The organism is Marinobacter shengliensis (assembly GCF_003007715.1).
Taxonomy (GTDB): Bacteria; Pseudomonadota; Gammaproteobacteria; order Pseudomonadales; family Oleiphilaceae; genus Marinobacter; species Marinobacter shengliensis.
In genome coordinates this window covers 293,324-319,605 of sequence record NZ_PXNO01000023.1, presented here as the reverse complement: position 1 = coordinate 319,605, position 26,282 = coordinate 293,324, and the positions used below count along the sequence as shown (strand labels likewise).

Annotated in this window: 33 protein-coding genes; 12 read left to right on the top strand and 21 right to left on the bottom strand. The window is 57.4% G+C overall.

Features of this window, described 5'->3' with window-relative positions; genetic code table 11:
• Window position 1 precedes the first annotated feature (1 nt).
• Window positions 2-469: a redox-sensitive transcriptional activator SoxR gene (gene soxR, locus C7H10_RS10725; RefSeq protein WP_106694865.1), complete on the top strand. Its 468-nt coding sequence runs from the start codon at window positions 2-4 to the stop codon at window positions 467-469.
• Window positions 470-488: 19 nt separating this feature from the next.
• On the opposite strand, the gene C7H10_RS19210 is transcribed toward soxR, so the two are convergent.
• A complete protein-coding gene (locus C7H10_RS19210) occupies window positions 489-650 on the bottom strand; it encodes a hypothetical protein (protein WP_167392895.1) in 162 nt (53 codons plus the stop codon).
• A 106-nt stretch (window positions 651-756) separates the two neighbouring features.
• On the opposite strand from C7H10_RS19210, the gene C7H10_RS10720 reads away from it, so the two are divergent.
• Window positions 757-1,749, top strand: a complete 993-nt coding sequence (locus tag C7H10_RS10720) for an MBL fold metallo-hydrolase (protein WP_106694864.1) — start codon at window positions 757-759, stop codon at window positions 1,747-1,749.
• Between the two features lie 5 nt (window positions 1,750-1,754).
• Here the strand turns inward: C7H10_RS10720 and C7H10_RS10715 are convergent, their stop codons facing one another.
• From C7H10_RS10715 to C7H10_RS10705, 3 genes are all read right to left on the bottom strand, one after another.
• A complete protein-coding gene (locus C7H10_RS10715) occupies window positions 1,755-2,675 on the bottom strand; it encodes a bifunctional transcriptional activator/DNA repair enzyme AdaA (RefSeq protein WP_106694863.1) in 921 nt (306 codons plus the stop codon).
• A gap of 103 nt (window positions 2,676-2,778) precedes the next feature.
• Entirely contained in the window at window positions 2,779-3,483 is a 705-nt protein-coding gene (locus C7H10_RS10710) for a class I SAM-dependent methyltransferase (RefSeq protein WP_106694862.1), read from the bottom strand.
• A 90-nt stretch (window positions 3,484-3,573) separates the two neighbouring features.
• The gene (locus tag C7H10_RS10705) at window positions 3,574-4,023 is read right to left on the bottom strand and encodes a hypothetical protein (protein ID WP_106694861.1); all 450 of its coding nucleotides are present in this window, start codon (window positions 4,021-4,023) and stop codon (window positions 3,574-3,576) included.
• A gap of 80 nt (window positions 4,024-4,103) precedes the next feature.
• Here C7H10_RS10705 and C7H10_RS10700 point away from each other — a divergent pair, with 80 nt between their 5' ends.
• Window positions 4,104-4,844, top strand: a complete 741-nt coding sequence (locus tag C7H10_RS10700) for an AraC family transcriptional regulator (RefSeq protein ID WP_106694860.1) — start codon at window positions 4,104-4,106, stop codon at window positions 4,842-4,844.
• Between the two features lie 110 nt (window positions 4,845-4,954).
• On the opposite strand, the gene radD is transcribed toward C7H10_RS10700, so the two are convergent.
• Window positions 4,955-6,715: a DNA repair helicase RadD gene (gene radD, locus C7H10_RS10695; protein ID WP_106694859.1), complete on the bottom strand. Its 1,761-nt coding sequence runs from the start codon at window positions 6,713-6,715 to the stop codon at window positions 4,955-4,957.
• A 611-nt stretch (window positions 6,716-7,326) separates the two neighbouring features.
• Between radD and C7H10_RS10690 the strand changes: the two genes are divergently transcribed.
• From C7H10_RS10690 to C7H10_RS10675, 4 genes are read left to right on the top strand one after another with little or no spacing between them, the layout of a single operon-like run.
• Window positions 7,327-8,751: a TolC family protein gene (locus C7H10_RS10690; RefSeq protein ID WP_106694858.1), complete on the top strand. Its 1,425-nt coding sequence runs from the start codon at window positions 7,327-7,329 to the stop codon at window positions 8,749-8,751.
• A gap of 9 nt (window positions 8,752-8,760) precedes the next feature.
• Complete coding sequence (locus C7H10_RS10685; protein ID WP_106694857.1) at window positions 8,761-10,050, top strand: multicopper oxidase family protein; 1,290 nt, start codon at window positions 8,761-8,763, stop codon at window positions 10,048-10,050.
• A 23-nt stretch (window positions 10,051-10,073) separates the two neighbouring features.
• Window positions 10,074-10,499 carry a copper resistance CopC family protein gene (locus C7H10_RS10680; protein WP_106694856.1) on the top strand — a complete coding sequence of 142 codons (426 nt, stop codon included), beginning with the start codon at window positions 10,074-10,076 and terminating at the stop codon, window positions 10,497-10,499.
• A 5-nt stretch (window positions 10,500-10,504) separates the two neighbouring features.
• Entirely contained in the window at window positions 10,505-11,362 is an 858-nt protein-coding gene (locus tag C7H10_RS10675) for a copper resistance D family protein (protein WP_106694855.1), read from the top strand.
• Window positions 11,363-11,386: 24 nt separating this feature from the next.
• Here C7H10_RS10675 and C7H10_RS10670 read toward each other — a convergent pair whose 3' ends face one another.
• Both C7H10_RS10670 and C7H10_RS10665 read right to left on the bottom strand, forming a co-directional pair.
• The gene (locus tag C7H10_RS10670) at window positions 11,387-11,872 is read right to left on the bottom strand and encodes a hypothetical protein (protein ID WP_106694854.1); all 486 of its coding nucleotides are present in this window, start codon (window positions 11,870-11,872) and stop codon (window positions 11,387-11,389) included.
• A gap of 8 nt (window positions 11,873-11,880) precedes the next feature.
• Window positions 11,881-12,261: a DUF6152 family protein gene (locus C7H10_RS10665; protein WP_106694853.1), complete on the bottom strand. Its 381-nt coding sequence runs from the start codon at window positions 12,259-12,261 to the stop codon at window positions 11,881-11,883.
• A gap of 155 nt (window positions 12,262-12,416) precedes the next feature.
• Between C7H10_RS10665 and C7H10_RS10660 the strand changes: the two genes are divergently transcribed.
• Both C7H10_RS10660 and C7H10_RS10655 read left to right on the top strand, forming a co-directional pair.
• Entirely contained in the window at window positions 12,417-12,860 is a 444-nt protein-coding gene (locus C7H10_RS10660; RefSeq protein WP_106694852.1) for a YHS domain-containing (seleno)protein, read from the top strand.
• 13 nt (window positions 12,861-12,873) lie between these two features.
• Window positions 12,874-13,500, top strand: a complete 627-nt coding sequence (locus C7H10_RS10655; protein WP_106694851.1) for a DUF938 domain-containing protein — start codon at window positions 12,874-12,876, stop codon at window positions 13,498-13,500.
• A 48-nt stretch (window positions 13,501-13,548) separates the two neighbouring features.
• On the opposite strand, the gene C7H10_RS10650 is transcribed toward C7H10_RS10655, so the two are convergent.
• The 7 genes from C7H10_RS10650 to C7H10_RS10620 all read right to left on the bottom strand — a co-directional run bounded on the left by C7H10_RS10650 (window position 13,549) and on the right by C7H10_RS10620 (window position 17,689).
• Entirely contained in the window at window positions 13,549-13,929 is a 381-nt protein-coding gene (locus tag C7H10_RS10650; RefSeq protein ID WP_106694850.1) for a ribbon-helix-helix domain-containing protein, read from the bottom strand.
• A gap of 70 nt (window positions 13,930-13,999) precedes the next feature.
• Window positions 14,000-14,569 carry a DJ-1/PfpI family protein gene (locus C7H10_RS10645; RefSeq protein ID WP_106694849.1) on the bottom strand — a complete coding sequence of 190 codons (570 nt, stop codon included), beginning with the start codon at window positions 14,567-14,569 and terminating at the stop codon, window positions 14,000-14,002.
• A gap of 174 nt (window positions 14,570-14,743) precedes the next feature.
• Complete coding sequence (locus C7H10_RS10640; protein WP_106694848.1) at window positions 14,744-15,256, bottom strand: DUF4124 domain-containing protein; 513 nt, start codon at window positions 15,254-15,256, stop codon at window positions 14,744-14,746.
• 72 nt (window positions 15,257-15,328) lie between these two features.
• Entirely contained in the window at window positions 15,329-15,979 is a 651-nt protein-coding gene (locus C7H10_RS10635) for a DUF1294 domain-containing protein (RefSeq protein ID WP_244178259.1), read from the bottom strand.
• On the bottom strand, window positions 15,976-16,431 hold the full coding sequence (locus C7H10_RS10630; RefSeq protein ID WP_106694847.1) for a CopD family protein: 456 nt from the start codon (window positions 16,429-16,431) through the stop codon (window positions 15,976-15,978). The genes C7H10_RS10635 and C7H10_RS10630 overlap by 4 nt, the downstream gene beginning before the upstream one ends.
• Window positions 16,432-16,547: 116 nt before the next feature.
• Complete coding sequence (mntA, locus tag C7H10_RS10625; protein WP_106694846.1) at window positions 16,548-16,961, bottom strand: type VII toxin-antitoxin system MntA family adenylyltransferase antitoxin; 414 nt, start codon at window positions 16,959-16,961, stop codon at window positions 16,548-16,550.
• Window positions 16,962-17,050: 89 nt separating this feature from the next.
• A complete protein-coding gene (locus C7H10_RS10620) occupies window positions 17,051-17,689 on the bottom strand; it encodes a hypothetical protein (protein ID WP_106694845.1) in 639 nt (212 codons plus the stop codon).
• Window positions 17,690-17,798: 109 nt separating this feature from the next.
• Here C7H10_RS10620 and C7H10_RS10615 point away from each other — a divergent pair, with 109 nt between their 5' ends.
• The gene (locus tag C7H10_RS10615) at window positions 17,799-18,344 is read left to right on the top strand and encodes a nucleoside 2-deoxyribosyltransferase (RefSeq protein WP_106694844.1); all 546 of its coding nucleotides are present in this window, start codon (window positions 17,799-17,801) and stop codon (window positions 18,342-18,344) included.
• A 68-nt stretch (window positions 18,345-18,412) separates the two neighbouring features.
• Here the strand turns inward: C7H10_RS10615 and C7H10_RS10610 are convergent, their stop codons facing one another.
• From C7H10_RS10610 to C7H10_RS10590, 4 genes are all read right to left on the bottom strand, one after another.
• Window positions 18,413-19,519 carry a histone deacetylase family protein gene (locus C7H10_RS10610; RefSeq protein ID WP_106694843.1) on the bottom strand — a complete coding sequence of 369 codons (1,107 nt, stop codon included), beginning with the start codon at window positions 19,517-19,519 and terminating at the stop codon, window positions 18,413-18,415.
• A 162-nt stretch (window positions 19,520-19,681) separates the two neighbouring features.
• Window positions 19,682-20,110, bottom strand: coding sequence for an organic hydroperoxide resistance protein (locus tag C7H10_RS10605; protein WP_106694842.1), 429 nt, complete (start codon window positions 20,108-20,110; stop codon window positions 19,682-19,684).
• 107 nt (window positions 20,111-20,217) lie between these two features.
• Window positions 20,218-20,667, bottom strand: a complete 450-nt coding sequence (locus C7H10_RS10600) for a MarR family winged helix-turn-helix transcriptional regulator (RefSeq protein WP_106694841.1) — start codon at window positions 20,665-20,667, stop codon at window positions 20,218-20,220.
• Between the two features lie 408 nt (window positions 20,668-21,075).
• Window positions 21,076-22,392, bottom strand: a complete 1,317-nt coding sequence (locus C7H10_RS10590) for a ferredoxin reductase family protein (protein WP_106694839.1) — start codon at window positions 22,390-22,392, stop codon at window positions 21,076-21,078.
• A 110-nt stretch (window positions 22,393-22,502) separates the two neighbouring features.
• Here C7H10_RS10590 and C7H10_RS10585 point away from each other — a divergent pair, with 110 nt between their 5' ends.
• On the top strand, window positions 22,503-22,694 hold the full coding sequence (locus C7H10_RS10585) for a hypothetical protein (RefSeq protein ID WP_106694838.1): 192 nt from the start codon (window positions 22,503-22,505) through the stop codon (window positions 22,692-22,694).
• 29 nt (window positions 22,695-22,723) lie between these two features.
• Window positions 22,724-22,936: a hypothetical protein gene (locus tag C7H10_RS10580; protein ID WP_244178258.1), complete on the top strand. Its 213-nt coding sequence runs from the start codon at window positions 22,724-22,726 to the stop codon at window positions 22,934-22,936.
• Here C7H10_RS10580 and C7H10_RS10575 read toward each other — a convergent pair.
• From C7H10_RS10575 to C7H10_RS10560, 3 genes are all read right to left on the bottom strand, one after another.
• Window positions 22,933-23,751, bottom strand: a complete 819-nt coding sequence (locus tag C7H10_RS10575) for a DUF6544 family protein (protein ID WP_106694837.1) — start codon at window positions 23,749-23,751, stop codon at window positions 22,933-22,935. The two genes, C7H10_RS10580 and C7H10_RS10575, sit on opposite strands and share 4 nt — an antisense overlap.
• Window positions 23,748-24,755 carry an Acg family FMN-binding oxidoreductase gene (locus C7H10_RS10570; RefSeq protein ID WP_106694836.1) on the bottom strand — a complete coding sequence of 336 codons (1,008 nt, stop codon included), beginning with the start codon at window positions 24,753-24,755 and terminating at the stop codon, window positions 23,748-23,750. Before C7H10_RS10570 ends, C7H10_RS10575 begins: the two co-directional genes overlap by 4 nt.
• A gap of 271 nt (window positions 24,756-25,026) precedes the next feature.
• Window positions 25,027-26,229, bottom strand: coding sequence for a M24 family metallopeptidase (locus C7H10_RS10560; RefSeq protein ID WP_106694834.1), 1,203 nt, complete (start codon window positions 26,227-26,229; stop codon window positions 25,027-25,029).
• Window positions 26,230-26,282: the final 53 nt, after the last annotated feature.

Genomic DNA, 26,282 nt, shown 5'->3' with positions numbered 1-26,282 from the left:
CATGAAGACAGGAAACAACCAGGAGCTACGAGCCACGCTCAGTGTTGGGGAAGTTGCCAGACGCAGCGGCGTGGCGGTATCGGCCATCCACTTTTATGAACAAAAGGGGCTCATCAAGAGCTGGCGCAACGCGGGCAACCAGCGGCGCTTCCAGAGAGATGTGTTACGGCGAATCGCCGTGATCAAGGTGGCGCAGCGGCTTGGTATTCCATTGGCCGAGATCGGCGGTGCCCTGGCGGCACTGCCAACGGATCGCACGGTTACCGCTGACGACTGGAAACACCTTTCAGAGCTCTGGCGGGCAGACCTGGACCGCCGCATAGACATGCTCACCGGACTGAGGGACCAACTCAGCGACTGCATTGGCTGCGGCTGCCTGTCTATCGACGCCTGCCGGCTTAGGAACCCCTGGGATGAATTGGGCGAGCGAGGCCCCGGGGCTCGGCTCTTGGAGCCGGATGCCGAGTAACCGGGTTACCCCGAGATCATCAACTGCTTTTCAGGTTGATCTGCTTTGTGCCGGTGGAAGTCAGTTGCCCACTTTTACCTTTGCCCACCTGCTCAACACGACCGCCGGACTTTAAAAAGGCTGCAGTCTGCGCTTCAATTTCGGCAGATGTTAAGGTAGCTTTAACAGCTTTCTTACTCATATTGTTTTCCATATCAGGTCTTGGCTTAAGTGCCAGAATCAGCGCTCCCAGTCTATCTGAAACAAAAATATAATGCTGAACTGATTCCAATCGGCGAGCCTAACCCATGACCATCAACCGTGAACGCCTTGCTGCCCTTGCCGCAGAACCCCATTGCCATGGGGGAAGGTATCGAAACCTGGAGCCGGTGCCCCGCCACGGCCTGGGGGATTTCCTGCGCTGGCAATTGGCGCCAGGCCGCCGCTTCCCGCAGGGTAAACGCTTCACGCTGCTACGCCCGGATGGCCATTTGCTGGCAAAGCCACCCCAAAAGCCACAACTGGTCTGGCTGGGGCACTCCTCTTTCCTGTTCCAGCATCGGGGCCTGAACGTGCTGACCGACCCGGTATTGTCAGACCGTGCCAGCCCTTTCCAGTTGATCGGGCCAAAGCGGCACACACCGCCGGCCCTGACCGTGGCAGACATGCCGCCTATCCACCTGGTATTGATTTCACACAATCACTACGACCACCTGGACGAAGCAACCGTGCGCCAGTTGCACCGGCGCTTCGGGACACACCTGCGCTTTTGTATTCCCATGGGCTTGCGCCCCTGGTTTGAAAAACGCGGCATCCATAACCTGGTAGAACTGGGCTGGTGGCAGTCTGACCGTATAGCCGACGATCAGGAGGTGTTCTGCCTGCCAGCCCAGCACTTCAGCGGCCGCACCGCAACGGACACCAACACCACGCTCTGGTGTAGCTGGCTTCTGGAAATCGACGATTTCCGTCTCTATTTCGCCGGGGACACCGGCTACGGCGGAATATTCAGGCATATCGGCGAGCTGTTCTCACCCATTGATCTGGCGCTGCTACCGATCGGCGCTTACGACCCGCGCTGGTTCATGGCCCCGGTGCACGTGGCACCGGAAGAGGCGGTCAGGATTCATCAGGACATTGGCGCCCGCCAATCCGTCGCCATGCATTGGGGCACCTTCGTACTCACTGATGAGCCCATGGATGAGCCACCACGGCGACTGCGGCTGGCGCTGGAGAGACAAGGGTTGAGCGAATCGGAGTTTCGGGTAATGCAACATGGAGAAGTCTGGTCGCCAACGTAGCCTCCCTAAGAACCGTCGTCAGCTCTCTGCTGTTTCTGCTCTGCGTCAAGCAACGCTCGCTTTCTCTCCAAGCCCCAACGATACCCACCAAGCCCGCCATCACCCCGCAACACCCTGTGACAGGGAATCAGTACGCCTATCCGGTTTTTGCCGCAGGCAGAGGCCACGGCCCGCACCGCTTTGGGCTTGTCGATCTTCGCGGCCAATTCGCTATAGCTAAGGACATCACCTTCCCGGATGCTCAACAGGAATTGCCACACCTTCATCTGAAAAGCCGTCCCTCGCATATCCAGCGGCAGATCCGGCCTCGGGGCGCCTTGGCTGATGTGTTGATCCAAAGCCTCCACCCAGGCATCAAGCTCCGGGGCATTCCGGGCCGGTGACGCCCTCACTTCGGCCTTGGGGAATTCCGTTTTCAGACCACTCACCAACGAGGACTCACTGTCACCAAACTGGACAAAACAGACGCCCCTATCCGTTGCGGCCATGGCCATCAAGCCCAGAGAGGTGGGTCGACAAGCGTAGACGATGACCTCACCCTCCCCCCCGGCCCGATAGGCCCTGGGCGGCATTCCAATATTGCGGTGCGCTTCCCCATAAACCCGGCTGACGGAACCAAACCCAGAGGCAAAGATCGCATCCGTGACCTTATCGCCATTTTTCAGGGATTGCTTGAACCGGCGCATCCGCACCGCGTCCTGATAGGCTTTGGGAGAAACGCCAAACGCTTCCTTGAATTGCCTTTGTAACCGCGAGGAAGAAAGCCCAACAATAGCCGCCAAGCCTGCCAGTGTCAGCGGCTCGTCTGCGTGCGTTTCAATATAATGTGCGATTCTTACCAGTCGGGTCATTCGTGAATCCCCCTCCTGGCGGTCGTCCCCGGATTCCAGGACAGCCCGCATCTCCTGCTCCACTGGCAACGGCATGTCATTCCCCTATATTCGCCAAGCACGGGGTTATTACAACGGACATTGCCAGGCGTTTCCATCCGATTCTTGCCCTGTTACTCCTTGCCAAGCCAGCCGACGTTTACTGGCCAGTCCTCTCGCATCGGGAAACAACAAAAATCAGGCTCTTGGGATCGGCATTTCCTGCAGTTGGTGCCAGCATCCGGGAAACGCCTAAACCCGCCTCACTGAATAACCGGCTCCAGTCGTCCAGTGTCCGAACATAAAGAGGAGACGGTTCACCGAAATCGCCGGGCAAGTCGGCCCAGGTGCCTTCCCGCCAACCGCTCTTGGCCACCTCGTTTCCGCTGAACATCGCCGGGTGCAGTGTCTGGATGATCAACACGCCGCCTGGGGTCAGCATTTGAGGGACAGACATAACGCACTGGCGCACGGTTTCGTCGCCAAACAGTGAAAAGTTGCAGACGACCAGGTCAAATATTCCAAGCCCCAACTTGGCGAGATCAGACTGATCTCCAACCACATAATGCCCCTTGCGATGCTCTTGGGCGTATTCGATTAGCTCGCGGGATGCATCCACGCCGACGGCGCGAAAACCGGACCCGGTCAGTAAATCCACTAACCAGCCCTCTCCGCATCCCACATCCAGGACCCGAGAGTTCGGCTGAACATGGTCATTGATTGCGGCAAGCAAAGCGTCACGCGACGCCACGCCTGGCGCACGGATTCCGTGATCCCGAACGGCATCAATCCAGGCCCTCCCGTTCTCATCCCATGCCTGGATAATCAACTTTTCATAGAGATCTGGGGTCTTTTTGAGGGACATCAGGGGCTCCGCGGCGCTTCAAAATGCCCCATTGTAACCTGTAGCAACGACTCCAGCGGTACTGCAGTGACGAATGGCAAACAAGCCTCTCTAGCCCTGCCAGATGCCAAGCATCGCTCCTACTCCCAAAACCAGGCTACCACCCACTTCCCCAAGTATCAGCAGCACCATGAATACCCCAGTCATCCAGGGCGGTAGAAGTCGCTTTCCCAAGCGATGAGGGCGGCGCAGTTGGTTGTCGGTATCCTGAAGCAGGCCATGGAGGATATAGGTGCCGATGGCAAACGCGAAAAACGCTAAGGCCGAGACGGCCGCCACAACGTTAACCCAGTCCGCAAAAACACTGCGGGCGCTGAACGCAGCCAACAGCAGTGCCGCAAAGCTGTAGAGTAGTGAACTGCGGTGAGCGATGTCGACATAGGTCGGCGACGAAGCGTCCTCGCTTCGGGCCATGTGCCGGTATTTCCAGATGCCAGTGAGAAGCCCCGTCATGAAGAACAGGAACGCCGCTGAAAGACAGATCTTTTCGGCCAGAGACATACATTTACTCCTTGGTTATAGTTGTGAGGCTGAAGTATGCCGGACAAGCTCCGGTACAACTTGTACGTTTGGGCTATTCGATGACACAGGACAAACGCATCTGGCTGGCGCGTGACCGGGCTCTGTTCCTGGGTGAGCTCCCTCCGGCAAGAATGCACGCACATGCCGCGCCGGTGCTCTTGATTGGCCTGAGTGGCCCCATCACGCTGCATTTCCCGGATGGTCGCCGTGAGACCTGCCACAGCGCCCTGGTGAATGCCGATGTGAAGCACGGGCTGGATAGCGGAGGTGAGTACATAGCCTCCCTCTACCTGGAACCGGATGCGCTGGAGACCCGACTCCTGAAAGCAGGGTGGCTGAGTGATCGCCCGCTGGTGTTCGACCCAATCCCCTCTCCCGCGCGGCCGAGAAGTCTGGAGCGAAGGCTGCAATCCTTTGACATGTCCCAACTCCTCCCCGCGTCGGCGCTTGGGCACCGAGCCGAGCTGGACAACCGCATTGCCCGAAGCCTTGACTACTTGCGGGAAGCGGGAGACCAACCCTTCAACCGCGCCAATCTGGCCAAACAGGTGCACTTATCGGAATCGCGATTCAACCATCTTTTCCGGGAGGAAGTGGGCATCAGTTTCCGGCGTTACCGAAGCTGGTCGCGCCTGCGTTCCGTGTTCTATCACGTAGCGAAGAACCAGTCGCTCACCGAGGCAGCCCTTAGCGCGGGCCTGCACGACTCTGCACACCTCAGCCGGATGTTTCAGGATATGATTGGCATCGCGCCGTCACGGGTGCTTCGGGGCCTGCAAGGGTTGCAGGTTCTGCGTTAACGCCTTAATAGGAACCTGCATTCCTAGAAAATGGCAGAGCTTACCGGCCATCGGAGGGTTGGCATGCACCTCAGCGAACTCGTAGGCGACCATGCGCCCCTTTTACGGCATCACACCTCATTCGCTTTCCGATACTGCCCCCGATAATCAAATATCCGCTCCTGCACTCGCCAATAATGCTTCTGCTTACGGGCAATCACAAAATCCGGCGCCGGCAACAGAGCTTGCAACTCTAGTACCTCCTCCGCCTTACCGAAGGTTTTTGGAGCCTGGCCGTTAGCAAATCTGCGGCCGAACAGTTTGTTAAACACGTGGCGCTGTGCCGGCTTGCTGAAATCAAACGACTCGCCAAGCTCCTCCCCATCCTCACCGTGGTAGGTCATCTTCAGCTTGCTTCCGCCAAGGCCCAGGGTGATCCCCGCACAACGAATCACCACGGCATCCTTGAGCTTCAGGGCATCCCTTAGCTGATCGTCCGGATCGATAATCGCTTTGTGACAGTGCCCGCAGTTGCGGGCTGCAATATCATTCTCGCCACCACAGTGGGGGCACTCCTTGAAGCGGAAACGGTAGTCGCATTGTTGTGCGCGCGTGCCATCCCCCTCCACGGGCTCCAGCAGCCCCTGGCAACGGCGCCCGTAATGCTCAATCACCCGGCCGTCGCTGTCGGTTTTGCCCCAGAAGATGTTGGCAAAACCACAGCCCGGGCAGAACACCTGCACCGGTTCACTGTCTGGATTTGGTTTCGGCGCCCCAACCTCCGGGTGATGCAGATTCACGTGGTTGCCGGCGTAATCAATAACCAGGCAATCCTTTTTTCCCTCATCCAGGCGAAGACCTCGGCCCACCATCTGCTGATAAAGGCTCACCGACTGGGTGGGCCGAAGTATGGCGATCAGGTCCACATGGGGTGCATCGAAGCCCGTGGTGAGCACAGACACGTTTACCAGAAACTTTAGCTGCCGCTGTTTGAAGCGCCGAATCAGCAGGTCCCGATCTTTCTGATCGGTGGCGCCGGTCACCAGGGCGGTCTGGCTCTCCGGCATGTAGCCGGTGATCTCCCGTGCATGCTCCACCGTTGCGGCGAAAACCATCGCGCCCTGGCGGTCCGCGGCCAGTTCCACCACCTGTTCAATGATGGCACGTGTCACCCGCTTGTGTTTGCTCAGCAGCTGATTGACGTCTTTCTCCGCGTATTCGCCAAAGCGGTCCTGAGCCAGCGACGAGAAATCGTATTGCGCCACCGCTGCATTCACCAACTCAGGCCGGGTGAGATAGCCCCGATTGATCATATAGCTCAACGGCAGTTCGTAGATGCAGTGCTGGAAGGGCTTGTCGTCTTCGCTGCGAACAAAGCCCCGGTAGTGATAGCGATAGATCCAACCCAGGGCCAGGCGATAGGGCGTGGCGGTCAGCCCGAGTACTTTGAGGGAGTGGTTCTGCTGTTTCAGCAGGTCAATGATTTGTTGATACTGGCTGGTTTCCTCACCGCTGACCCGATGGCACTCGTCGATGATCACCAACGAGTACTCATCCCGGAACTGATCCAGGTTCGCCGCTACCGACTGTACACTGGCAAAGGTGACCTGATGCTGACTCTCTTTGCGTTTTAACCCAGCGGAGAAGATGCCACCGGCTAACCCATAGCTCTCGTATTTGGCGTGGTTCTGCTCCACCAGCTCTCTCACGTGCGTGAGTACGAGAATCTTGCGCCTGGCAAGGCGGGCCAGTTCGGCAATCACCAGGCTTTTGCCGGCGCCGGTTGGCAGCACGATGACGGCAGATTCGTCCGACTTGCGAAAATGATTCAGCGTGGCGTCGACAGCCTCCTGCTGGTAGGGGCGGAGCGTGAAAGGAGCTTTGTTTTTGATGGGCGTAGAGTCCTGTTTAACAGTTCACCGTGCACCATTATAGCCAGCACCGGCACTGACTACACTGGCCCTCGGGGGCGCCCTGCGCTCGTGTTCTGCGGAATATTGACTTATGACAAGGCAATATGGAAACTTGCAAGGATGTCGCCCAAACGTCGCTCTCTGATTATCATGCTCATCTTATGGCTGCCCGTCCAGGGGCTAGCGGCTGGGCTGTTACATTGCGACAGCCACTCGGCACAGACCGCTGCAGACGAACCATCTTCCCTGCATCAACACCATGCTCCGAATTCCCATGAAGCCGTCCACGAGCATCACCGCAGCGCGTCAAACGACACCGGCCACCACGCCAATCATAAACACCCGGACGCCCAGCACGCCGATCCTTGCCAGCAGTGTTGCCAAGTCTGCACAACGTTGATCCCCTCGTACGCTCCCGCAGCCAGTCCCGATCTGGCCACGCCGGTTATGCGGCACGCAGAAAGTGCCGACAGTATTATCTCCGACCCGCTATTCCACCCACCACAAAACCTCAGTTAACCAAAAACCTGAACCTGCCGTGGCATTGACCGCCACGGCATGACCCTTGGTGACTTTGAGGCAATACAACCATGAAAAACCTGATTGGCGGAGCTATGGCCGTCCTGTTTCTGCAGGGCTGTGCCACGATGGCGCCCCCTGATTATTCGCAACTGGAGGCCGATCTCGACCCGCTGTTGCAGTCTCCGGCACGGGGCCAGATTCATCAGACCCTGGAATTGTCCGAGCAAGAGCGATTTGAACAGGTCGACGACTTATTGTTTGAACCGCTGACACCCGGAACCGCGCAACACCTGGCGCTGGTCAACAGCCCACATATCCGCGCGCACTTACATCGGCTAGGCATCGTTGAAGCAGAACAGCTGCAGGCACAAATGCTGAGCAACCCGACCCTCGCCGTGTCAGCCATGCGCCCCGATGGCGGTGGTCGCTGGGAGCTGGGGCTGGGCCTGAGCCAAAGCCTGCTGGATTTGATGACCCACTCTTTACGAAAGACCCTGGCGGAGGAAGCGCTAACCAGCGCTCGGCTTGAACTGTTGGACACTCTGAACCAGGAGCTCTATCAGGTGCAGCAGGATTACTTCCATGCCGTGGGTGCCAGCCACCGTGAAGCTGTCGCCCGGCTTGCCCTGAACGCGGCGGAAACAGCCCTTTTACTGGCAGAACGCCTGCACGAGGCCGGCAACCTTAAAGAACTGAGCTTGCTGCAATACCGAGACCAGCAGTTACAGAGCCAGCGTGCCCTGCGCCGCGCCCAGGCCGACGCCCAGCAAGCGCAAACCACACTGGCGCTGCGACTGGGCCTTGAACACCCCGCCATGATGGAGTTGCCGGTCACGCTGCCACAACTGCCAAACGATGAACAGATAGACGTTGCCGCCTTAACAGACCACGCCCTGACACAGCGGCTGGACCTGCGCATCGCACGGCAAGTCCAGGCCGTTGCCGAGCATCGCCAGGCGTTCTACGCGCGCCAGGGCGGGATCACCCAATGGGACATCGGTATCGATGTCGAGCGGGAATCTGACGGCGGATACAGCGCTGGCCCGTCGATGTCGATTGGCCTCCCCCTGTTCGATCGCAACCAGGCACGACGGGCCGGGGCTGGCGCTCAGTTATTGCGAGCCGACGCGCTGGTGAATGCCAGAGAGCTCGAACTGCGCACGCAACTCCCGGATTTGGCTAACCGGTTAAGGCTGACTCGAACCAACGTTGAGCAACTGGAACAACAGGTCATCCCGCAATGGCAGCGGCAAGTGGACCTGAGCCTGCGTGAATACAACTTTATGTTGAGGGGCGCCTTTGAACTGCTCAACGCCAGGGCGCGGGAGTTCGACGCCTGGCGCGAACACGCTGAAACCCTTGAACAGTACTGGATTCAGCGCATACATCTGGCGATGATCAGCGCCACGCCCCTAGACGCCGCTCTGCCAGATGCCGTCCAACTGCCCTCCGTCCAAGCTGGCGGCCAGGGCCACGAACACCACAACCACTGAGGCAGCACCATGGTTAATCGTCGTCATTTTATACTGGGCAGTGCCGCTGGCCTGGTAGCCGGTGCCCTGCCAGCACAGGCTTTCGCCGCTGGCAACCGCCACGAAACAACACACACGCCCCTCACAGCCCCGGACCGGACCAGTCAGGGCTATCGCCCGGTCATCACGCCCAACGGGCGAACCCTGGGTTATCGCCTGCGCGATGGAGTAAAAGAGTTCCACCTGATTGCCGAAGAAATCGAACACGCCTTCGGCGACGGCACCACCATCAAAGCCTGGGGCTACAATGGCAGCACTCCGGGGCCCACCCTTGAGGCTGTCGAGGGTGACCGGGTGAGAATCTACGTGACGAATCGCCTGAAAGAACCCACCAGTGTGCACTGGCACGGCCTGATACTGCCCAACGGCATGGATGGCGTGGCCGGTCTGACCCAGCCCTCCATCCCGCCCGGCAAAACCTTTGTGTATGAGTTTCCGCTGGTGCAACACGGCACCCACATGTACCACCCTCACTCAGATGAGATGGTGCAGATGGCCATGGGCATGATGGGTATGTTCATCATTCATCCCCGCGAGCCAGAAGCCAACCCGGTAGATCGGGACTACGCCATCATGCTGCATAACTGGGCCATTCATCCGGGCACCTACCGCCCCGACCCATCCATCATGCAAGACTTTGATCTGTGGACCATGAACAGCAAGGTCTTTCCGTTTATCGATTCACTGGTGGCACAGACGGGGGAACGAGTGCGTATTCGCATGGGCAACCTGTCTATGTGGAACCACCCCATGCACGTTCACGGGGTCAAGTTCTGGGTCACCGGCGGGGACGGCGGGCGCTGGCCCCAGGCGCAATGGCGCACCGAAGCCACCGAAATTGTCGGCGTCGGCCAGGCCCGAGACATCGAGTTTATTGCCAAACCCGGCGACTGGGCTTTCCACTGCCATATGGCCCACCACACCATGAACGCGATGGGGCACGATATCCCCAACACCCTGGGTGTGAATCAGAACGAGGTCGAGCAGCGCATTCAGGCGCTGGTTCCTGGCTATATGGCGATGGGTGAACACGGCATGGGTGAACACCAGACTCATGTCGATGCCGGCCATATGCCCGGCCCGGAGAACACCCTCGCCATGATGATGGGCAAAGGTCAGTTCGGAAATATGGAAATGGGCGGTATGTTTACCGTCATCAAAGTTCGCGATCAACTCGACGGAGACCCTGGCTGGTATCAGCACCCAACAGGCACCGTTGCCCGCGAGACCGATCGTGTTCCCAATGATCTGCCAAAATAGATTCAATCACCGGAGAAAGAGCCATGACTAAACACCTGTTTCTGCCCCTGCTAATGATGTTTGTCACCCTCACCAGCACCAGCCTGGCCAAAGCCCACACGGATGTGGTTTATTCATCACCCGCAAGCGACGAGCATGTGCAAACGTCCCCGGAACACCTGGAACTCCGTTTCGGCGACACCGTAAGACTGATGCGCGTAAACCTGACCGACGGTGCCGGCGAGCGGGTACGAGTGGATTTCCGGCCCAGCCGCGAATCCAAAACCGATTACCGGATTGACCTGCCAACACTTCAAGAAGGGCACTACGAAGTGGAATGGCGCGCCATGGCCGACGACGGCCACACCATGACCGGCGGCTTCAGCTTTCACTTGGGAGAGAGCGCTGAGGCCCATGAGAGTCACCAAGACTCAGCCTCCGGCCAGGATGCACATGAGGGTCACCACTGACCGCCATGGACATCTGGACCCTTCTAACCATCGCCACCAAGGTGCTGATCTATCTCAGCACCGCAGGGGTGATTGGCGGCCTGTTCTGCCTGTGGTTGCTTAAACCTCACGGCATAGAGCGGCCGATGCATAGCTACATTCTTGCGGCAGGAGTGCTGGGGCTGTCAGCTACTGCCGCCAGTTTTCCGGTGCACACAGGGGCAGCATTTGGAGGCGGCATCGCCGGTGCCTTCGACCCGGACATCGCGAACATTATCTGGGAAACCAATGTAGGAGACACCACACGAGCACACCTGCTGGGATTTACGCTCACCCTGGCAGGCCTATGGGTGGCAGTCTGGGGAGGCCGGCGCCTCGGCTACGCTCTGGTAATTGCAGGCGCCGTCAGCCTACTGTTTGCCTTTACGCAAACCGGACATTTACATAACGACAGCCGTGGCGCCGCATTACTAGTCATTCACCTATCGGGGATCTCCCTGTGGCTAGGGTCACTCTATCCACTGTGGCGGGTTAGCAACGGTCATCAGGTCGCTCAACTGCAGGCCAGTATGCAGTGCTTTGGCCAGACGGCCCTGGCCTTTGTTGGCGCACTAGTAATCTGTGGGGGACTCATGATTCTGCTGCTGGTTCAGCCTCTTTCGGGGCTGGTCAACAGCGCTTACGGCTGGCTGTTGCTGGCCAAGCTTGCTTTGGTATCACTGTTATTGGCGCTCGGCGCCATCAACAAATTCTATCTGGTGCCCCGGCTGGCGCGGGTGGGTTATACGCGGCGGCTTCGCCTGTCCATAGTTACAGAAATGACCGTAGGTTTGGCAATTCTTGTTACAACAGCTTTTCTGACCACGGTGGTTGGGCCGGAATAACCCTGGGTCGCTCATACCGTGGGGTTAAAAATACCCCAATAGCCTCCCAAGAATCAGCGCACCAATCCATACAAACAATGACAACGCCGCCCCCACTCTCACAGAAAAAGGCAGTCTCGCCATCATGGGCAAGTTCTCCACATCCCGGCGCCTCAATACCTTACCCAGTACCAAAGCATTCGATACGCCCAACACCACCAGCGCGATCTTGGCCTGGAACAACGGCGAACCCGCGTAGTCCACGGCTGCCGTGGCGAATAGCAGCAACCCGCAAACAATCGCCAGCACCAGCCCCATCGCCGATGTTATTCGAAGTACATCTACGAACATTGTCACGGGGTACCTGCGCCAAAGCCCCAGCAAACGCAGATCCAGCGGCACAATACCGCCAACCAGCATTGCAACCCCGAGAATATGCCCAGCGTTTACCAACGGGTACATGAACGTGGAATTACGCAAGGCCGAGACCAAAGCCAACTCCTGGATGAGGCTCAACGCCGGTTCAATCATCCCCGGGCTCAGGAAGCACGGCCAGGGTAAAGATTGAAGTCCTGACCGTCGATCACAACCCGCTCGGCCTTCACCAACCGTTCACCCTCCCGGGCCGAACGGTGACCATGCACGGTAATCTCCCGCCCCTCGCTCAACATTTCCCTGGTCAGTCCAACCCGCTCATTACGCCAAGGCTGACCCACTTCCACCACCCAATCCTCGCCATCCACGCGTATCGTCACCTCGCCATGGGGATTCCCGAGGCGCACTGATCGGATAACACCGGTGATTTCGAATTCCTCATCTGTGGCCCAGGCCCAACCGTGATGCGCCTGAGCTGTCGAGATAGCCAGAAATACAGCAAACACTGCGGTACTCAGCAAAAAGATGAAACGAAGCTGAGGCATGATTTATCCTCCTGTCGCGATAGTGTCAGAGTAATCGCTCAAGTTTTGCACCAACCAGGTGGCGTTAATAGTAGGCTGTTACCCAATATTTCGTAACATAATGCCGGCTCGATTGTCAGATTCCCTACAACACCTGACTGCACGGAGACCCTGACATGAACAAACGCATCACACTGATTGCTGCCTTTTGGCTCCTGGCCAGCATGGCCTGGGCTGCTGAACCGCCCGTTTACACCGGCCTATTGAGCAATACTGGCGCCGGAGGGTACGACACCGTTAGCTATTTCACTCAGGGCAAACCGGTCAAAGGCTCCCCCCGTTACACTACAGAGTACCAGGGTGCGACCTGGCGTTTCGCCAATGCGGAAAATCTTGCACAGTTCAACGCTAACCCTGAAAAATTCGCACCGGCCTACGGCGGCTATTGTGCCTGGGCTGTCAGCCAGGGCTACCTCGCCAAAGGCGACCCACAGCACTGGAGCATAAGGGACGGACGGTTGTTTCTGAACTACAACCAATCGGTACAAACGTCTTGGCTGGCGAACACCGACCAACTCATTCGCGAGGCCGATGCGAACTGGCCAGCCGTTCTGAAATAGGAAAAACACATTGATGACCTCTCACCTGCCCTTTTCCCAAGCCTGCGAAAACAACAAAGGCCCCATACTGGAAAGACTGCGCGAGGTCTTCAATGCCCCGGGTACCGTGCTGGAAATAGGCACGGGCACCGGCCAGCACGCCGTGCATTTTGCAGCAGCCCTGCCCCACATACAGTGGCAGCCAACGGACCACCCCACGGCCGCGCACCTGGCTGTTTCCCGGCTGGAACAGGTTGCGCTGCCAAATATTCTCCCCATGCGAAAGCTGGACGTGGGCAACACCCCTTGGCCCGCACTCGATTTCCGATGGGCGTTCTCCGCCAACACCGCCCACATCATGGCCTGGACAGAAGTGGAACAAATGTTCCAGGGCATCGGTGCAAGCCTGCCTGATGACGGCGCGTTTTGCCTGTATGGGCCGTTCATGCACCAGGGTGAGTTCACCAGTGAAAGTAATCGGGCGTTTGACCGGTCACTAAGATCACAGGCGCAACACATGGGTATCCGCGATATCGAGGATTTGTCTGCGCTGGCCAAGGCGGTGGGGTTGGTACTGCGGGAAGATTACGCAATGCCGGCAAACAACGAGATGCTGGTGTTTATTCCATTGCATTCGACCGGTATAAAACCGACAGACTGAGGATTAGAGACTGTATCCGCGAATATGGGAACCTGGGTTGTCTCGCGCCTAGTGGCTTGCCTTACTCACGACTTTCGGTGTTGCCGATTTACCGCGCTTACCAGCAAGAATACGGTCTGCATCCAGCGAAGCGATTGGCACCCGGGTATCCCTCGGCACGTCACCACTCAATTGCAGCTCAAGGTAGCGCAGCGCGCAGACCCGGAGAAAGGATGTGAAATTGCCCAGATCATGGCCCGCATCAATGGACTCGTGATAAAGCCGGGTGATCATCTGCGGCAGATTCATGCCATCGCGCTCAGCCAGCTCCGACAGCACCAGCCAAAAGGCGTTTTCCATCCGCACACTGGTGACCATGCCGTCAATTCGCAGGGAGTGGGTGCGACTAACCCAAAGCTCCGAATCGGCGTTAATAAAGAGCTTGCACATAACGGCCTCCCCGAATGTGGTTGATGGCGCTTGAGGGTACTGAGGGGCCAGCGCCCTGGCCCCTGCTGCGTTACTGATCCAGCAACTTGAAGAACTGCGCAAGCCAGGCCGGATGGGCAGGCCACGCAGGTGCTGTTACCAGATTAGCATCAGTGACCGCCTGATCAACCTCGATAGCGGCGAAGGTACCACCTGCGAGCTCTACCTCTGGTTGGCAGGCCGGATAAGCCGAACATTTGCGCCCCTCCAGAACCCCTGCTGCCGCCAGCAACTGAGCACCGTGGCAGATCGCCGCCACCGGCTTATTGGTTTCGAAGAAATGGCGAACCAGACTCTGCACCTCCTTGTTGAGCCGCAGGTATTCCGGAGCACGGCCGCCGGGCACCACCAGCGCGTCGTAATCTGCCGGATTCAGTCCGTCAAAATCCGCATTCAGGGCAAACCGGTGGCCGGGCTTTTCAGTGTAGGTCTGGTCACCCTCGAAATCATGTATCGCCGTGGCGACCGTATCGCCCGCTTTCTTGTCCGGGCAGACGGCATGAACCGTATGGCCAACGGCCTGCAGTGCCTGGAACGGCACCATGGTTTCGTAGTCTTCGGTGAAATCACCGGTAATCATCAGAATCTTCTTCCCGCTCATGGCTGTCTCCTTGTGTTTGTATTGCCAGGTCAGGAAACATTAGCAGTGGTGGTGTCGGGGCGGGTATTAAGGGGTTACTACAGGTCTTAAAGAGGCAATCACAGCTGCAGCAGCAGGCTCCTGGTACCAAACGCTGACCGACCTTGCATGGACTAAGCAGGGCGCGCGTCAGAACTAACGAACATCAGGATAGCGCGGTTTCTTAACGGATTCGCATTCCTCAAAGGCATATCCCCTGGTACCGCCGCCCTTGATCTGGTACTTGCCGAAACACGCCATACTTTCCCTATACCGCTGCATCTCCGCTTCATAATTGGCCAGACGCTGCTCACGGGTCAGGCGCCCCTGACCCGACTTCACCTCCTCCGGCAGGGTAGACAATTTTTGCTGCACATATGTTTGTTCTGACTCCTCCAAGCGCTCTTTTTCCCGTCGCTGCTCACCCAACTCTCCTGCTACCCTTCGCAACGACTCAGCACGAGCTTCAGCCTGGCGCTGTTCTTCAGCAGAAGGTATGCGAACTGAAAGGTCGACAGACTCTCCTGACTGCTTGTGTTGTTCCGGAATGCGGTCTCCGAAGTGAACGTTGCCAGCATCATCAACCCATTTATAAACTTCAGCAGAGGCTGGTGGCAAAGGGGAGATAAAGAACACGCAAAGCGGTAACATCGTCCTGCGAAACCACATAACAAAGTTCCTTTTTTGGCTTCTTGATATCTTCACCATAGCAAAAGGGAGATCGTTTAGCGTAATGCCCGCCTACCAGATTAGCGACCGTAAAGACCTGGACAAATCAAAGCCCAATTGCTGCCGCAACCCCATCGCCTCCGGAGCCACAAGCAACCAGCCCAACGCGCCCAGATTGGCCAACACCGCCAACCAGAACACAAACTGATAACTGCCTTTCCGCGTTTTGTGGCGGAAAACCTGCTGCGCCATGAGTGCACCGGGCCAACCGCAGCAGAGCTCAAAGAGGTGCAGCGTTTTCTCAGCGGTGCGTTGGGCTCCTCGCTGGGCAGCCTTTTTGTCAATCCAGTACATGACAAACAGAACCAGACTCGCCCCGACGTAGGCGGCGGGGATCGAGACCGGCAGATAACCTTGATAGAACAGGCCAGCGAGCACACTGAAAAACGCCAGTACAACAGCGGCCGCCACCCAGACTCCCTGCGCAATGCTGGCACCCACCTTTGCTGCCCCAACATATTGGAACCGACCAGCCCTCAAACGGCCCTGGTCATCTTTCGTGGTGCTGAATGTCACCTTGCGATTAGCAACCGGCCGGCCCCGGCCTGCATAACTGCTGATGTGAGCAAACACACGCTCACCGCCACCCTCCGGCGAGATAAAACCAAAACCCTTGGCGTCATTCCAGGCAGTGAGCATTCCTTTCTGATTCAACGCGCTCACAAATACCGCCCGCCAGCCCCAATCGCGACCACAATCAGCCCAAGAATCAGGTTAGTCCCAACCAGCTTGCGAATCTGCCCCACCTGGCGCCCGCCCTCCTGAGGGTCCTGATTGGCCACTGCCTGTTTCAGCCGCCGGAAGGGGGCAAAGTAAACATGGGCGTAGATCAGGATCATCACAATACCCAGCGCCTGCATCACGTGGATATGCCAACCGGCACCGGCCATGCCACCGAACACGCTGAAAATCATCCAGTACCCGGTGACCAGCAACAGAATCACCGCCGCCCATACCCATTTAAAAAATCGTGACAAGGTGGCACACCAGAGCGCGCCACGCTGGGAGGCATCAATCACCTCAACTACCGCCGGGCGCATAGCCATGTAGGCGAAAAACATACCGCCAACCCAGACTACGGCAGATAGGACATGCAGTGCGATGGCCAGACCCATAAAGCCCCCCAAATGCGTTTTGACTAACCCTCTACTTCGCGATTAAATCCGAAAACACTCTGGCAAAGGCCCGAAAATCGCCGAGGTGCTTATTCTGAGGGATTCCAGCTTCTGTGCTACGAGTTGTTCATCCATGCGTTGCGCCGACCTTCGAGTATGCGTTTCTGGTAAGGGACAAAGTCTTCGTTCTCCATGATGTTTCGATAAATCAGATCACCCCATTGGTGTCGCGTGCCGACCACCTGTTTGCCAGTGCTGACAATTTGGTCCAGTAAAGGTTGGCCGGCTGTGCGCAGGTCCACCAGATCCACGGGGCGATTGAAGGCCAGAGCAATGGCTTCGGTTATGGCAATGCGCTCATCTGCACTCAGTTCTTTGTCAGCCTGAACCGCGACATCAATATCACTGTCTGGCCGGGCTGTTCCTCGGGCCATGGAGCCAAAGAGAGCGGCAACCCGGATTTGAGGAAACCTGGCCATTATCTCACTGAGCTTCTCGGTATCGGGATGTTTGACTGCATTAGGGACCATGATGTTCGCCTGAGTGGTTTACTTTTGAGTGTATCAGAAAGCATTCACACAGGTGGTATGGCAACACAATAGCGGGTCAACCAGTCGACCTATCTCTGCGGACGCCTTTCAGCTTCAAGCTCTGCCCGAATAGTCTGATAAAATTCAGAATTCCGGGATTCCAAAAACACCGCAAACTCAAAAGCGTTAAAGCCATGATAGTCCTTCCCCGGACTATCAATCGGCAGGCTTGGATCCGCCCCCAACTCCAGAAGGGCGCGGAGATAACCCACATCGGCGTAAAGCACGGCCTCATGCACCGGAGCAAGCCCGTTGTGGTAGCCGTTCAACGGCTCACCCCTTGCGGCAAAGTGTCGAAGTAACGCATAGCCACGGCGCGTCATGATGGAATCAGCATCGTGCCTATCCAACGAGGTGCCTACGAAATTGACCAAAGGTTGCGAACAGCCACCCATCGCCGTCATCGCTTTACCGCAGCGTTCATAGGGCCAGTCGAAATTGGTGAGAAGCCAGTAGGCCACTGCAGGCCGGATAGCCAGACTATTGAAATCCGAGGGGCTCCAGGGCACTTCTTCGGGGTCAAGAAGCGCTATAACTGTCAGCCCCCAGGCATCCGAACCGAAAGCCCAGGTGCGATAGAACATCGGGTATAGCGTCAGGGCAATCACCAGGCACCCGCCACATAGGGTGAGCGCCTTTTTGTGGCCCAGGAAATATTTGATAAGCACTTTGCTCCTCCTTGAGCTTTGTGTGTTCCAGGTGAAAAATCATCCACAGATTCCAAGACACCGTCTCCAGAGCGCGGTGACAAACGTCCAAATGAGAGATAACTCTATCATGCCAAATCTAAACCGCATCTATCTAGCCGGCCCGGAAGTCTTCTTCCCGACAGAGCAACACAAGGCCATCATGGCCGAGAAAAAACGCCTGCTCCGGGACGCAGGATTCGAGGGCGTCGACCCGCTAGACACAGCGCTGACATTTTCAGACAAAGAGGCAAAACCGGAGCGCGGCCACCGGATATACCGGGCCAACCGAGAACTGATGGACAGCTGCGACGCCATCATTGCCAACCTCACACCGTTTCGCGGTATTAGCGCCGATCCGGGTACTGTGTTCGAGGTGGGTTACATGATCGGCCAGGGCAAGCCCGCGTTCGGGTTCACCCTCGACAGCCGGCTTTATCAGCAACGGGCAGGTGCAATCTTCCAGGACGAACTGGGCCATACCATTGAGGATTTCGAGATGAGTGATAACCTGATGATTGAGGGGGGAATCCGCGAATCCGGTGGCCAGCTGTTCGTGGCACAGCAATCCGGCGAGCACCGATTTTTCTCGGCGGAGGTGTTTAGCCGCTGCGTAAGAGCACTCGCCCATGCCTGAACCGACTCTGGCAAGCCCAAGCCCTGGCGGGCTGTTAACGGCGCGCCACTGCGGGCCCTCCACAACAACTACTCTTCAAGATCCTCAAAGGCCGAGCGATGAAACTCCGCCGCTTGCTCCGCCTCTCTTACACCCACTTCCCGTATTTCGGGAGCATCGCCGCCTGCCAAGGTCTCCAGCACCGCATGAACGCCTTTGGAGAGCGAGGTCAGGTTGTAGCCGCCTTCCAGAACCATGGCCAGCCGACCGTCACAATGTTTGTCGGCAATATCCTGAACAATACGGGTGATCGCCCTGAACCCGTCGTAGGTCAGGTTCAGCGCCATATCGTTACGGTGGGGGTCAAACCCGGCAGAGACCAGAACAAGGTCTGGCCCGAAGTAATCAGCCGCCGGGATCAATATCTCGCGAAAAACCTTCTCAAAGGCAACGTCACCCGCGGATTCCGGCAGCGGAACGTTGATGGTATAGCCTTCACCCAACCCCTCGCCTACCTCCTCAAGATGACCAGAGCCAGGATAGAACGGCGCCGCACAATGGGTATCGAAGAAAAGCACATCCGGATCAGCCCAGAAGATATCCTGGGTGCCATTACCATGATGGGCATCCCAGTCGATGATCAAAATCCGTTCACAGCCCAGTTTGGCCTGGGCGTGGGCTGCCGCAATCGCAACATTGTTCAGCAGGCAGAAGCCACGAGCCCGCACCGGCTCTGCATGGTGGCCCGGCGGCCGCACCAGTGCAAAAGCACTTTGACACTCCCCCTTCACAACACTGGTTACAGCGGCGATGGCATTCCCAGACGCCGCCGTGGCAGCGCTGATGCTATCCGGCGACACCGCCGTTGTATCCTTGTCCAGCCAGGCCCGTTTACCCGCCATGGAAAAAAGATGGTCCAAGTACGAAGTGGTATGCACTCGCGCCAACTGTTCGTAGGTGGCAGGGGCCGCCCCACTAACAAACCGCACACCGTTTATCGGATTCTCATCCAGGTATGCTTTGATAGCAGACAGGCGGCCCGGATGTTCCGGATAACTCCACTTGAAATTGAGCCCCTGGAGAATCGACCTCACGCGCTTTTCCACCCGGCTGGGCATGAAAGGCAGATCCACCTCCGGGTTGTGCCCGAGCATCACTTCGTCATAAAACACCTTTACGCTGCGATCGCCGATCATGCCCTTTCGTTCTCCTTTAAAACAGGCTCCCTCCGGAACGCATCTGCTCTACTCACTCAACAAAGCGTAGTCGCTTAAGGCGCCCGGCACCCCCTTAAAGTCGCTCAACGTGAATCTGAAACCTGGCGACGGCGTGAATGCTTGCGCCGCAAGCCTGACGAATCAGGCGACGCGGGTAAGCGTTACGTCAATGTTGCCACGAGTGGCGTTCGAATACGGGCACACCTTATGAGCTTCATCAATCAGCTTTCGTGCTTGGGCGTCGTCCATGCCCGGCAGCGAGATTTTCAGCTCCACTTCAATGCCGAAGCCGGCCGGGATCTGGCCGATGCCCACTTCGCCCTCGATGGAAGCATCTTCCGGCAAAGGCAACTTGTCGCGACCGGCAACAAACTTCATTGCACCAATAAAACAGGCCGAATAGCCAGCAGCGAACAGCTGTTCAGGATTAGTGCCCTTGCCGCCTGCGCCACCCAGTTCTTTCGGGGTTGTCAGTTCAACGTCCAACACCCCGTCTGAGGAAATGGCCCGGCCATCACGGCCGCCAGTGGCTTCAGCAGAGGCACGATAAAGCACTTGTTCAATGGACATAAGCAATACTCCGTCTCGGTTTAAAATGAACTCAACAACAATTTATCGCACAAATGTTTTGCGCGCAAGTTATATTGATGCAACTACGTAGTGCAGGATTTGCGAGCTTAAAGTGACGGTTTCAGGTGGCTGCGCAATTTGATTAACTGCCGTTTGAGTTCCATCAAATCAGGCAGGGGCTGACCGCTGGCCTCTACAATACAACCGGGAATGGCCCGGGCCTTATCCTTAAGCGCTCGACCCTGTGGGGTGAGATGGAGTTCAACCACCCGCTCATCATCGGTGCGGCGCTTGCGCGTTAGCAGCTTATCCGCTTCGAGCCTTTTTAGCAGCGGCGTCATTGACCCGGGATCTGTCAGCATCCGCTTGCTGATATGGCTGACGGTAATGCCATCCTCTTCCCATAGCACAAGCATGGCCAGATACTGTGGATAGGTCAGGTTCAGTGCCTTTAGCAGCGGTTTGTAGGTTTTGGTCATCATCAGCGACGTGGAATACAGAGCAAAGCACAGCTGGTTATCCAGCAACAGCTCTGAACAGGAATCGTCGTTCGCCATCGGATGCTCCGGTAGTGAGGTAACAAGGTGGCCGCGCGTTTAATCAGCGCACAAATTAAGTGTACACAAGTTTATAACCAACCTGCATCGAAAAACCGTAGGGGTTATTTTGTTCGCGGAGTTCTCGGTGCCCGCGAGCAAAGATGGACCGCGATGTGGGCCCGGCAACAGCGCTGCAGGCGTCCAGAAAACGGCTAAGGCGTGGCCAACACCTGGGTTGCCTCGAAATCCAGATAGTTGGGATTGCGCTTGTCACCCATCCCGAAGCGCCCCGACATCCGGATGCGGGCGACTGTCATTACATCCTCAATAAGCCCGAGCAGTCCAAACTGTCCAAGCGCAGCATTTTCTCATCGCTGCGTGCGAGCGCTCTCCCAACACTGAACCTACAAGGCGAAGCCTTCCAGATCAGTCATAGTTAAACCGCTCCGACAGAATCCGACGAGCAGGCGTGCCGCGCTTGATCAGGTGGTTCTCAACTACATCCATCATGACGTTCGGCCCGCACATCACAAAGGCCCAATCCCTGAACTCGCCCACAGAAAAAACGCGGTCTATCAATGGTCCATCGATGACGCCGATCTCTCCCTGCCAGCCCTCAGGCGGTTCAGACAGCACATACACGGTGTTCTCCGCTCCCAGCGTCTCGTCTAGCTCCTTACGATAGGCGACCTGATCAACAATCCGGTTTCCGTAGATCAACTTCACCCTGCGGGGGTCACCGGTCAGGCGCAATTGCCTGAGTATGCTCAACAGGGGTGAGAGGCCAACCCCACCAGCGATAAGCGCAATACCGGGCTCCTGCCGGCCATCGACAGTGAGATTGCCATAAGGGCCGTCCAGATAGGCGACGGTGCCAGGCTCTATTTCGCCAATGGTTTGCGTGAAATCGCCGAGCTCCTTGATCATGAAAGAAACCTCCGGACCGGCCGCCGGCGCTGAGGCAATGGAAAACGGGTTTTCCTTCATCGAGAAAGGGCTGTGACCCACATTCAGCCAAACGAATTGCCCTGCCTGGTATTCGAGGCCATCGTGGCCGTCGGGCAACACCGTCACTTGCCACTGTTTAGGCGTTAACCGAACAACCTCCGTCACCCGCCAGGGGCGCGCTTTCTGCCGCCAGGGAACCACCAGGTACACCATCAGCAGCGAGCCAACCGCCACCCCCGTCATAACCAGCCACACCCAGGTCATCACCGGATGCGACCCGTAACGCCCGCCATATACCGTATGGTGCAGCAGCAAAACCGCAATCAGGAGCGCGCCCAGCCCATGCAAAAGGCGCCATGTCTCGTATCGGTAACCCAACTGGGCACGCCCTATCGCCATAACCACAAGACCTGTCAGCAGCAACCAGGCAACAATGCCTGGCACTAGCGCGAAGAAATCGGTCGTGAGGGTCAACTGGCGCGTTGGGTCCCATGGGCGCTGACCACCGGCCAGCGTTCCCTGGTAAAGAAACGGGTGCACCAACGCCAAGACCAGCGCGATGCGCGCCATGGTCTGGTGGAACCGCATGGTCACATCCATGCCCACGCCATTTGAAATGGCCTTGAAGCGGCCGGAGAGAATGAACTCCACGAGGATCATCGAAAAAGCGAGAATGCCAAGGGCTGAGGCCAGTTCCTGGTGGAACTGGCGCGGCGGCCCGCCGAGCCATACCGACAGAACTAACGGCAGGGTAACGGCAGCAAAGTAAGCAACGATCAGAACGAGCGGCTTCATCCCATCAGTCTTGTCCACATCCTCTGGCTACGCAATCTGCGCCTGCCGCAAGGCCCGGATCAGACCCGCCGCTCAATGGCCTTGAGCAACGAACTGAAAGATTTAAAGAAATGGGTTTTATCGAGAACTACCTTATGGACTACCAGCACGCATTTGTAAAAGTTGAAGGCGAACTTGCAATCCTGCTCTGCAACAGCTGCGGCATCAAGCTCGCAGAGGGCAGCAAACACGAGGACCGTGAGCACTACTGCACGATGTGCATGAGCGGCAACTGCAAAGCAAAATTCAAAAAAGAAAACTGAGAACGTAACTCAAAGTAAGGGGCATCCCAGTGCAAACCAATGCCAGCTGCGCAAGCCGGGTAAGAAATAGCCTGAAAACCCAGTTCATCGCCGATGCCCTGGCTATGCCCGTGCATTGGTTCTACAACCCGATGGATATCGAAAAAGCCTTTCCCGGGGGTATTCAGTGGTTTGATCAGCTGGTGAATCAGGAGGACATTGACCGGGAAATTACCGCGCTGATCGATTCAGCAAATGCTTAGAAAAACTCAACAACGCTCACATCGGCCACAAAGAACGGAAAATACTGGTCCGTATCAAAATGATTGCCAGCTTCCACATGTGTCGGCAAACGAAACCCGCCGAACAACCGGAACTCAGAGAGATACCCACCAAACGGCTGTAACCGGTGCTTGTTCTCGGGATTGGCGTTACTCCACCGCTGAAAACTGACCTCAACGGGCTGGCCCTCTGCCGACACTTTGAGATCCACCGACTGAGACAGGCCGTGATACTCCACGGTAACCCGCACCTTGTCAGTACCCAGGCCCTCCCAGGTAACACCGGGGCCCGGCAACAGCGCTGCAGGCGTCCAGAAAACGGCTTCGGCAACATAGCGGCCAAACGCCGAGCGGGTGTGATCCGGGTCGCCGCCAAAGCGGGCAACAGGTAGCAACCCCATCAACCAGAACCGCGTCCACCGCTGGCTGTCAGAACCGGACAGCCGCATCAGGCCCCGCCGCGCACGCATTTTCCAGACAAATCCAGAAGGCATGGCCAACACCTGGGATGCCTCAAAATCCAGATAATTGGGATTGCTCCTGTCACCCATGCCGAAACGCCCCTTCATCCGGATACGGGCGACCGTCGCAAGCGGCGTACCGGGTTCAATGGTATACAGAAAATAGCGCCGTGCCGGCTCGGGAAGATCGGCAACCATCCCGGCGGTAAAGACCGGGGACTGTGCGGGCTGCGCGCCCACCAGCTCGCGCATGGCTTTGCGGTCCGCCCGGTGGTCCAGCAGCCGCCAAGCCGACAGCACCAGCCCGGCCAGAATCAGTACCCCCAGTAAAATCACCGGATAACATCCTCAACCGGTCGCCGGAGAGAGCGCGGCATCTGCGGGCCGTGGCCAATCCGCACGATAAAGTCCGGGCGCCGGCCACCAATGCCAATGGCGCGGGCAAACTCCGGGCGCAGTGTCGCCACCTCCACCGGCTGGTTAATAAACGCCGTACGCAGTCCGAGGGCCGCAGCCTGCAGGGCCAGGCGCTGGTAACACCGGCCTGCCTCAATCCAGTGGGGAATGTCATCGGCCTCTGAATAGATGACGGCAATGGCGGAAGAACTGTCAATGTGCCGTCGATCCTTCTTGTTCTGATTGTTTGCAGAAAACGAGCCCTTCATCGCCAACAACCCAAGCCAGCGGGGCACGGCCGGATTGCCCATAACAGGCCCGTACAACCCATCGCCGGAAAGCACCGCCTCCTTGCCGTTAAACCGAATCCAGGCTTTAAGTTCCCGAGCCCATTCAGGGTCTGCAAATTGGGCATCGTTGCCCTTGGCGACATAATCTGCGACCAGCGCCTTTTGATCGGCATCGGTCATCAGAAGCACCGACACGCCATCACCCTGCCCCGCTGCCTGAAGCTGCGCCAGCACTTCAGCCGCAAGTGGCACACCGTCGTACTCTGAACGGCTGCACTGGCGCAGGGTAATCGCCTCGAAAAGTGCAGACCGCACGGCCGTAGCCTCTTCAAAATCAATCACCACCCCGGATGTCGATACATCAAACTGGCAATGCCCCTTTAATCCGACAGCTTGCGCTGCCAACAGCAAATTCTCAGCTGCACACCCCAGGCTGGCGTAAAGGTGGTGATCGTCTGGGTCCACCGCCGGGCAACGCCTGGACAGATCAGGCAACACCCGTATGCGGTTGGGTTCCAACTCGAATATCCAGGGCTGGGTATTGTGACTGGAGGCCGCCAAGGTGGCGTACCGCACCAACTCCCGATAGTCCTGAGGTGAGGCGCCAGGCGCACTGTGGCACCAGGTTTTGTTGACCCTATCTGAGTAGTTCATAGCGCCTCCAGCTCGAGTTCTCACAGCCCACCAACAGACATCCAAAACAAAAAGAAACCACCTACGAGAAGCACCACAGCACCATGAACCACCAGGTTCCTCCGGGTAGTTGGAGCAGGCTTTGGCGGGAAGCTGAAGTAATCCTCACCAAACAACCCAACGCCGCAGCTCTCACAGTAATTCTTCGAGTAAGAAACACGCAACGCAGATGGCTCAAACTTTTTTCGGCAGCTGTAACAACTGGGTTTAAACATGTCGGGTCCAGGTACGTTTAAGATTTAATCAGGCCAACTCGTTCATTGACCTGCCAATCATTGTCGGTGATGGCTACACCACCCTTGGCAGTGACCTGTACTGTGTCACTGAGGCCAATCCCCCACTCCCCAGGCAGGCGAAGACACAGGGGGAGGTGGAAAACCATGTTTTCCTCAAAGCGGCGGGTGAGACCGCGGGCGATGTAGCCGGTGCCTTCAACCCAGCTGGGAGGGAACTGCGCTCCTACTGAGTAGCCAAATACGCCAGAGAAAAATACTCGATCCGCATAGGGTGCCAGGGCCGCCTCGGCAGCCTGTGCTGCATCATCAAAGGTATTACCCGGGCACATAGTTTCTTTCAGGGCGGTATAGAGGCTTTGGCAAACCTCCGCGATCTGGTGCATCTCAGCCGTGGCTCTGCCCGCTACAGCGGTGCGCATCATCGGCGCTGTATAGCGCTGATACGCTGAACCAAATTCAAGGAAAACCGGATCCCCTGCCTCAATAACGGTGCGTTTATGATTGACGTGTATCACGCTGCTGCGCTGACCGCAGGTCACGATCGGCTGCAGGCTCATGAACTCGCTGCCCGCCGCCAGCAGGGCACGTGCACCCTCGGCAGCCACCTCATTGTCGGTAATGCCGGGCTCAATGATAGCTTCGGCAGCTCGTAGACCGATTGCGGTGATGCGTGCGCTCTCGCGCAGGCAGTTCAGCTCGGCTTCGCTCTTGACCAGACGCTGACTATCCAGCAATGCGCCGCCATCATGGTGAAAGCGTGCCTTGCCCAGACGGTTTAACAGGGGTTGAACGATGGCGTAGCGCAAACCGGCAGAATACACATCCAGGCCTATGTGCTGGCAGGGTGACAGCAAGGCCAGCAAAGGCTCGATGACTTCACTGATATCTTCCCAGCGGTAACCAATGATTTCGTCCACCCTTGCGGTAACAACAGCCGGCCCGGTCTCAATCGACGGTACCTGCAGGACGATGCGTTCCGCCGTGACCAGCAACGCGGTATGCACGGAGACCTCAAAGGTGTGATAGCCGGTCAGATAGAAAATGTCGGCAGGATCGGTCAACAGCAGGGCATCACGTCCGGCTTCAGTCATCAGAGCCCGGGTACGCGCCAAACGGAGACTTAATTCATCTGCCGGAAAAGGTAGCTCGCTGCCTTCCAGGGTGTCGGCTAAAGCCTGGCGGTATACGTGGAAATCCATAGTAGTCTCCAGAATCAATAAGGGACTACCTGAGTGTAGGCATAAAACGCCCT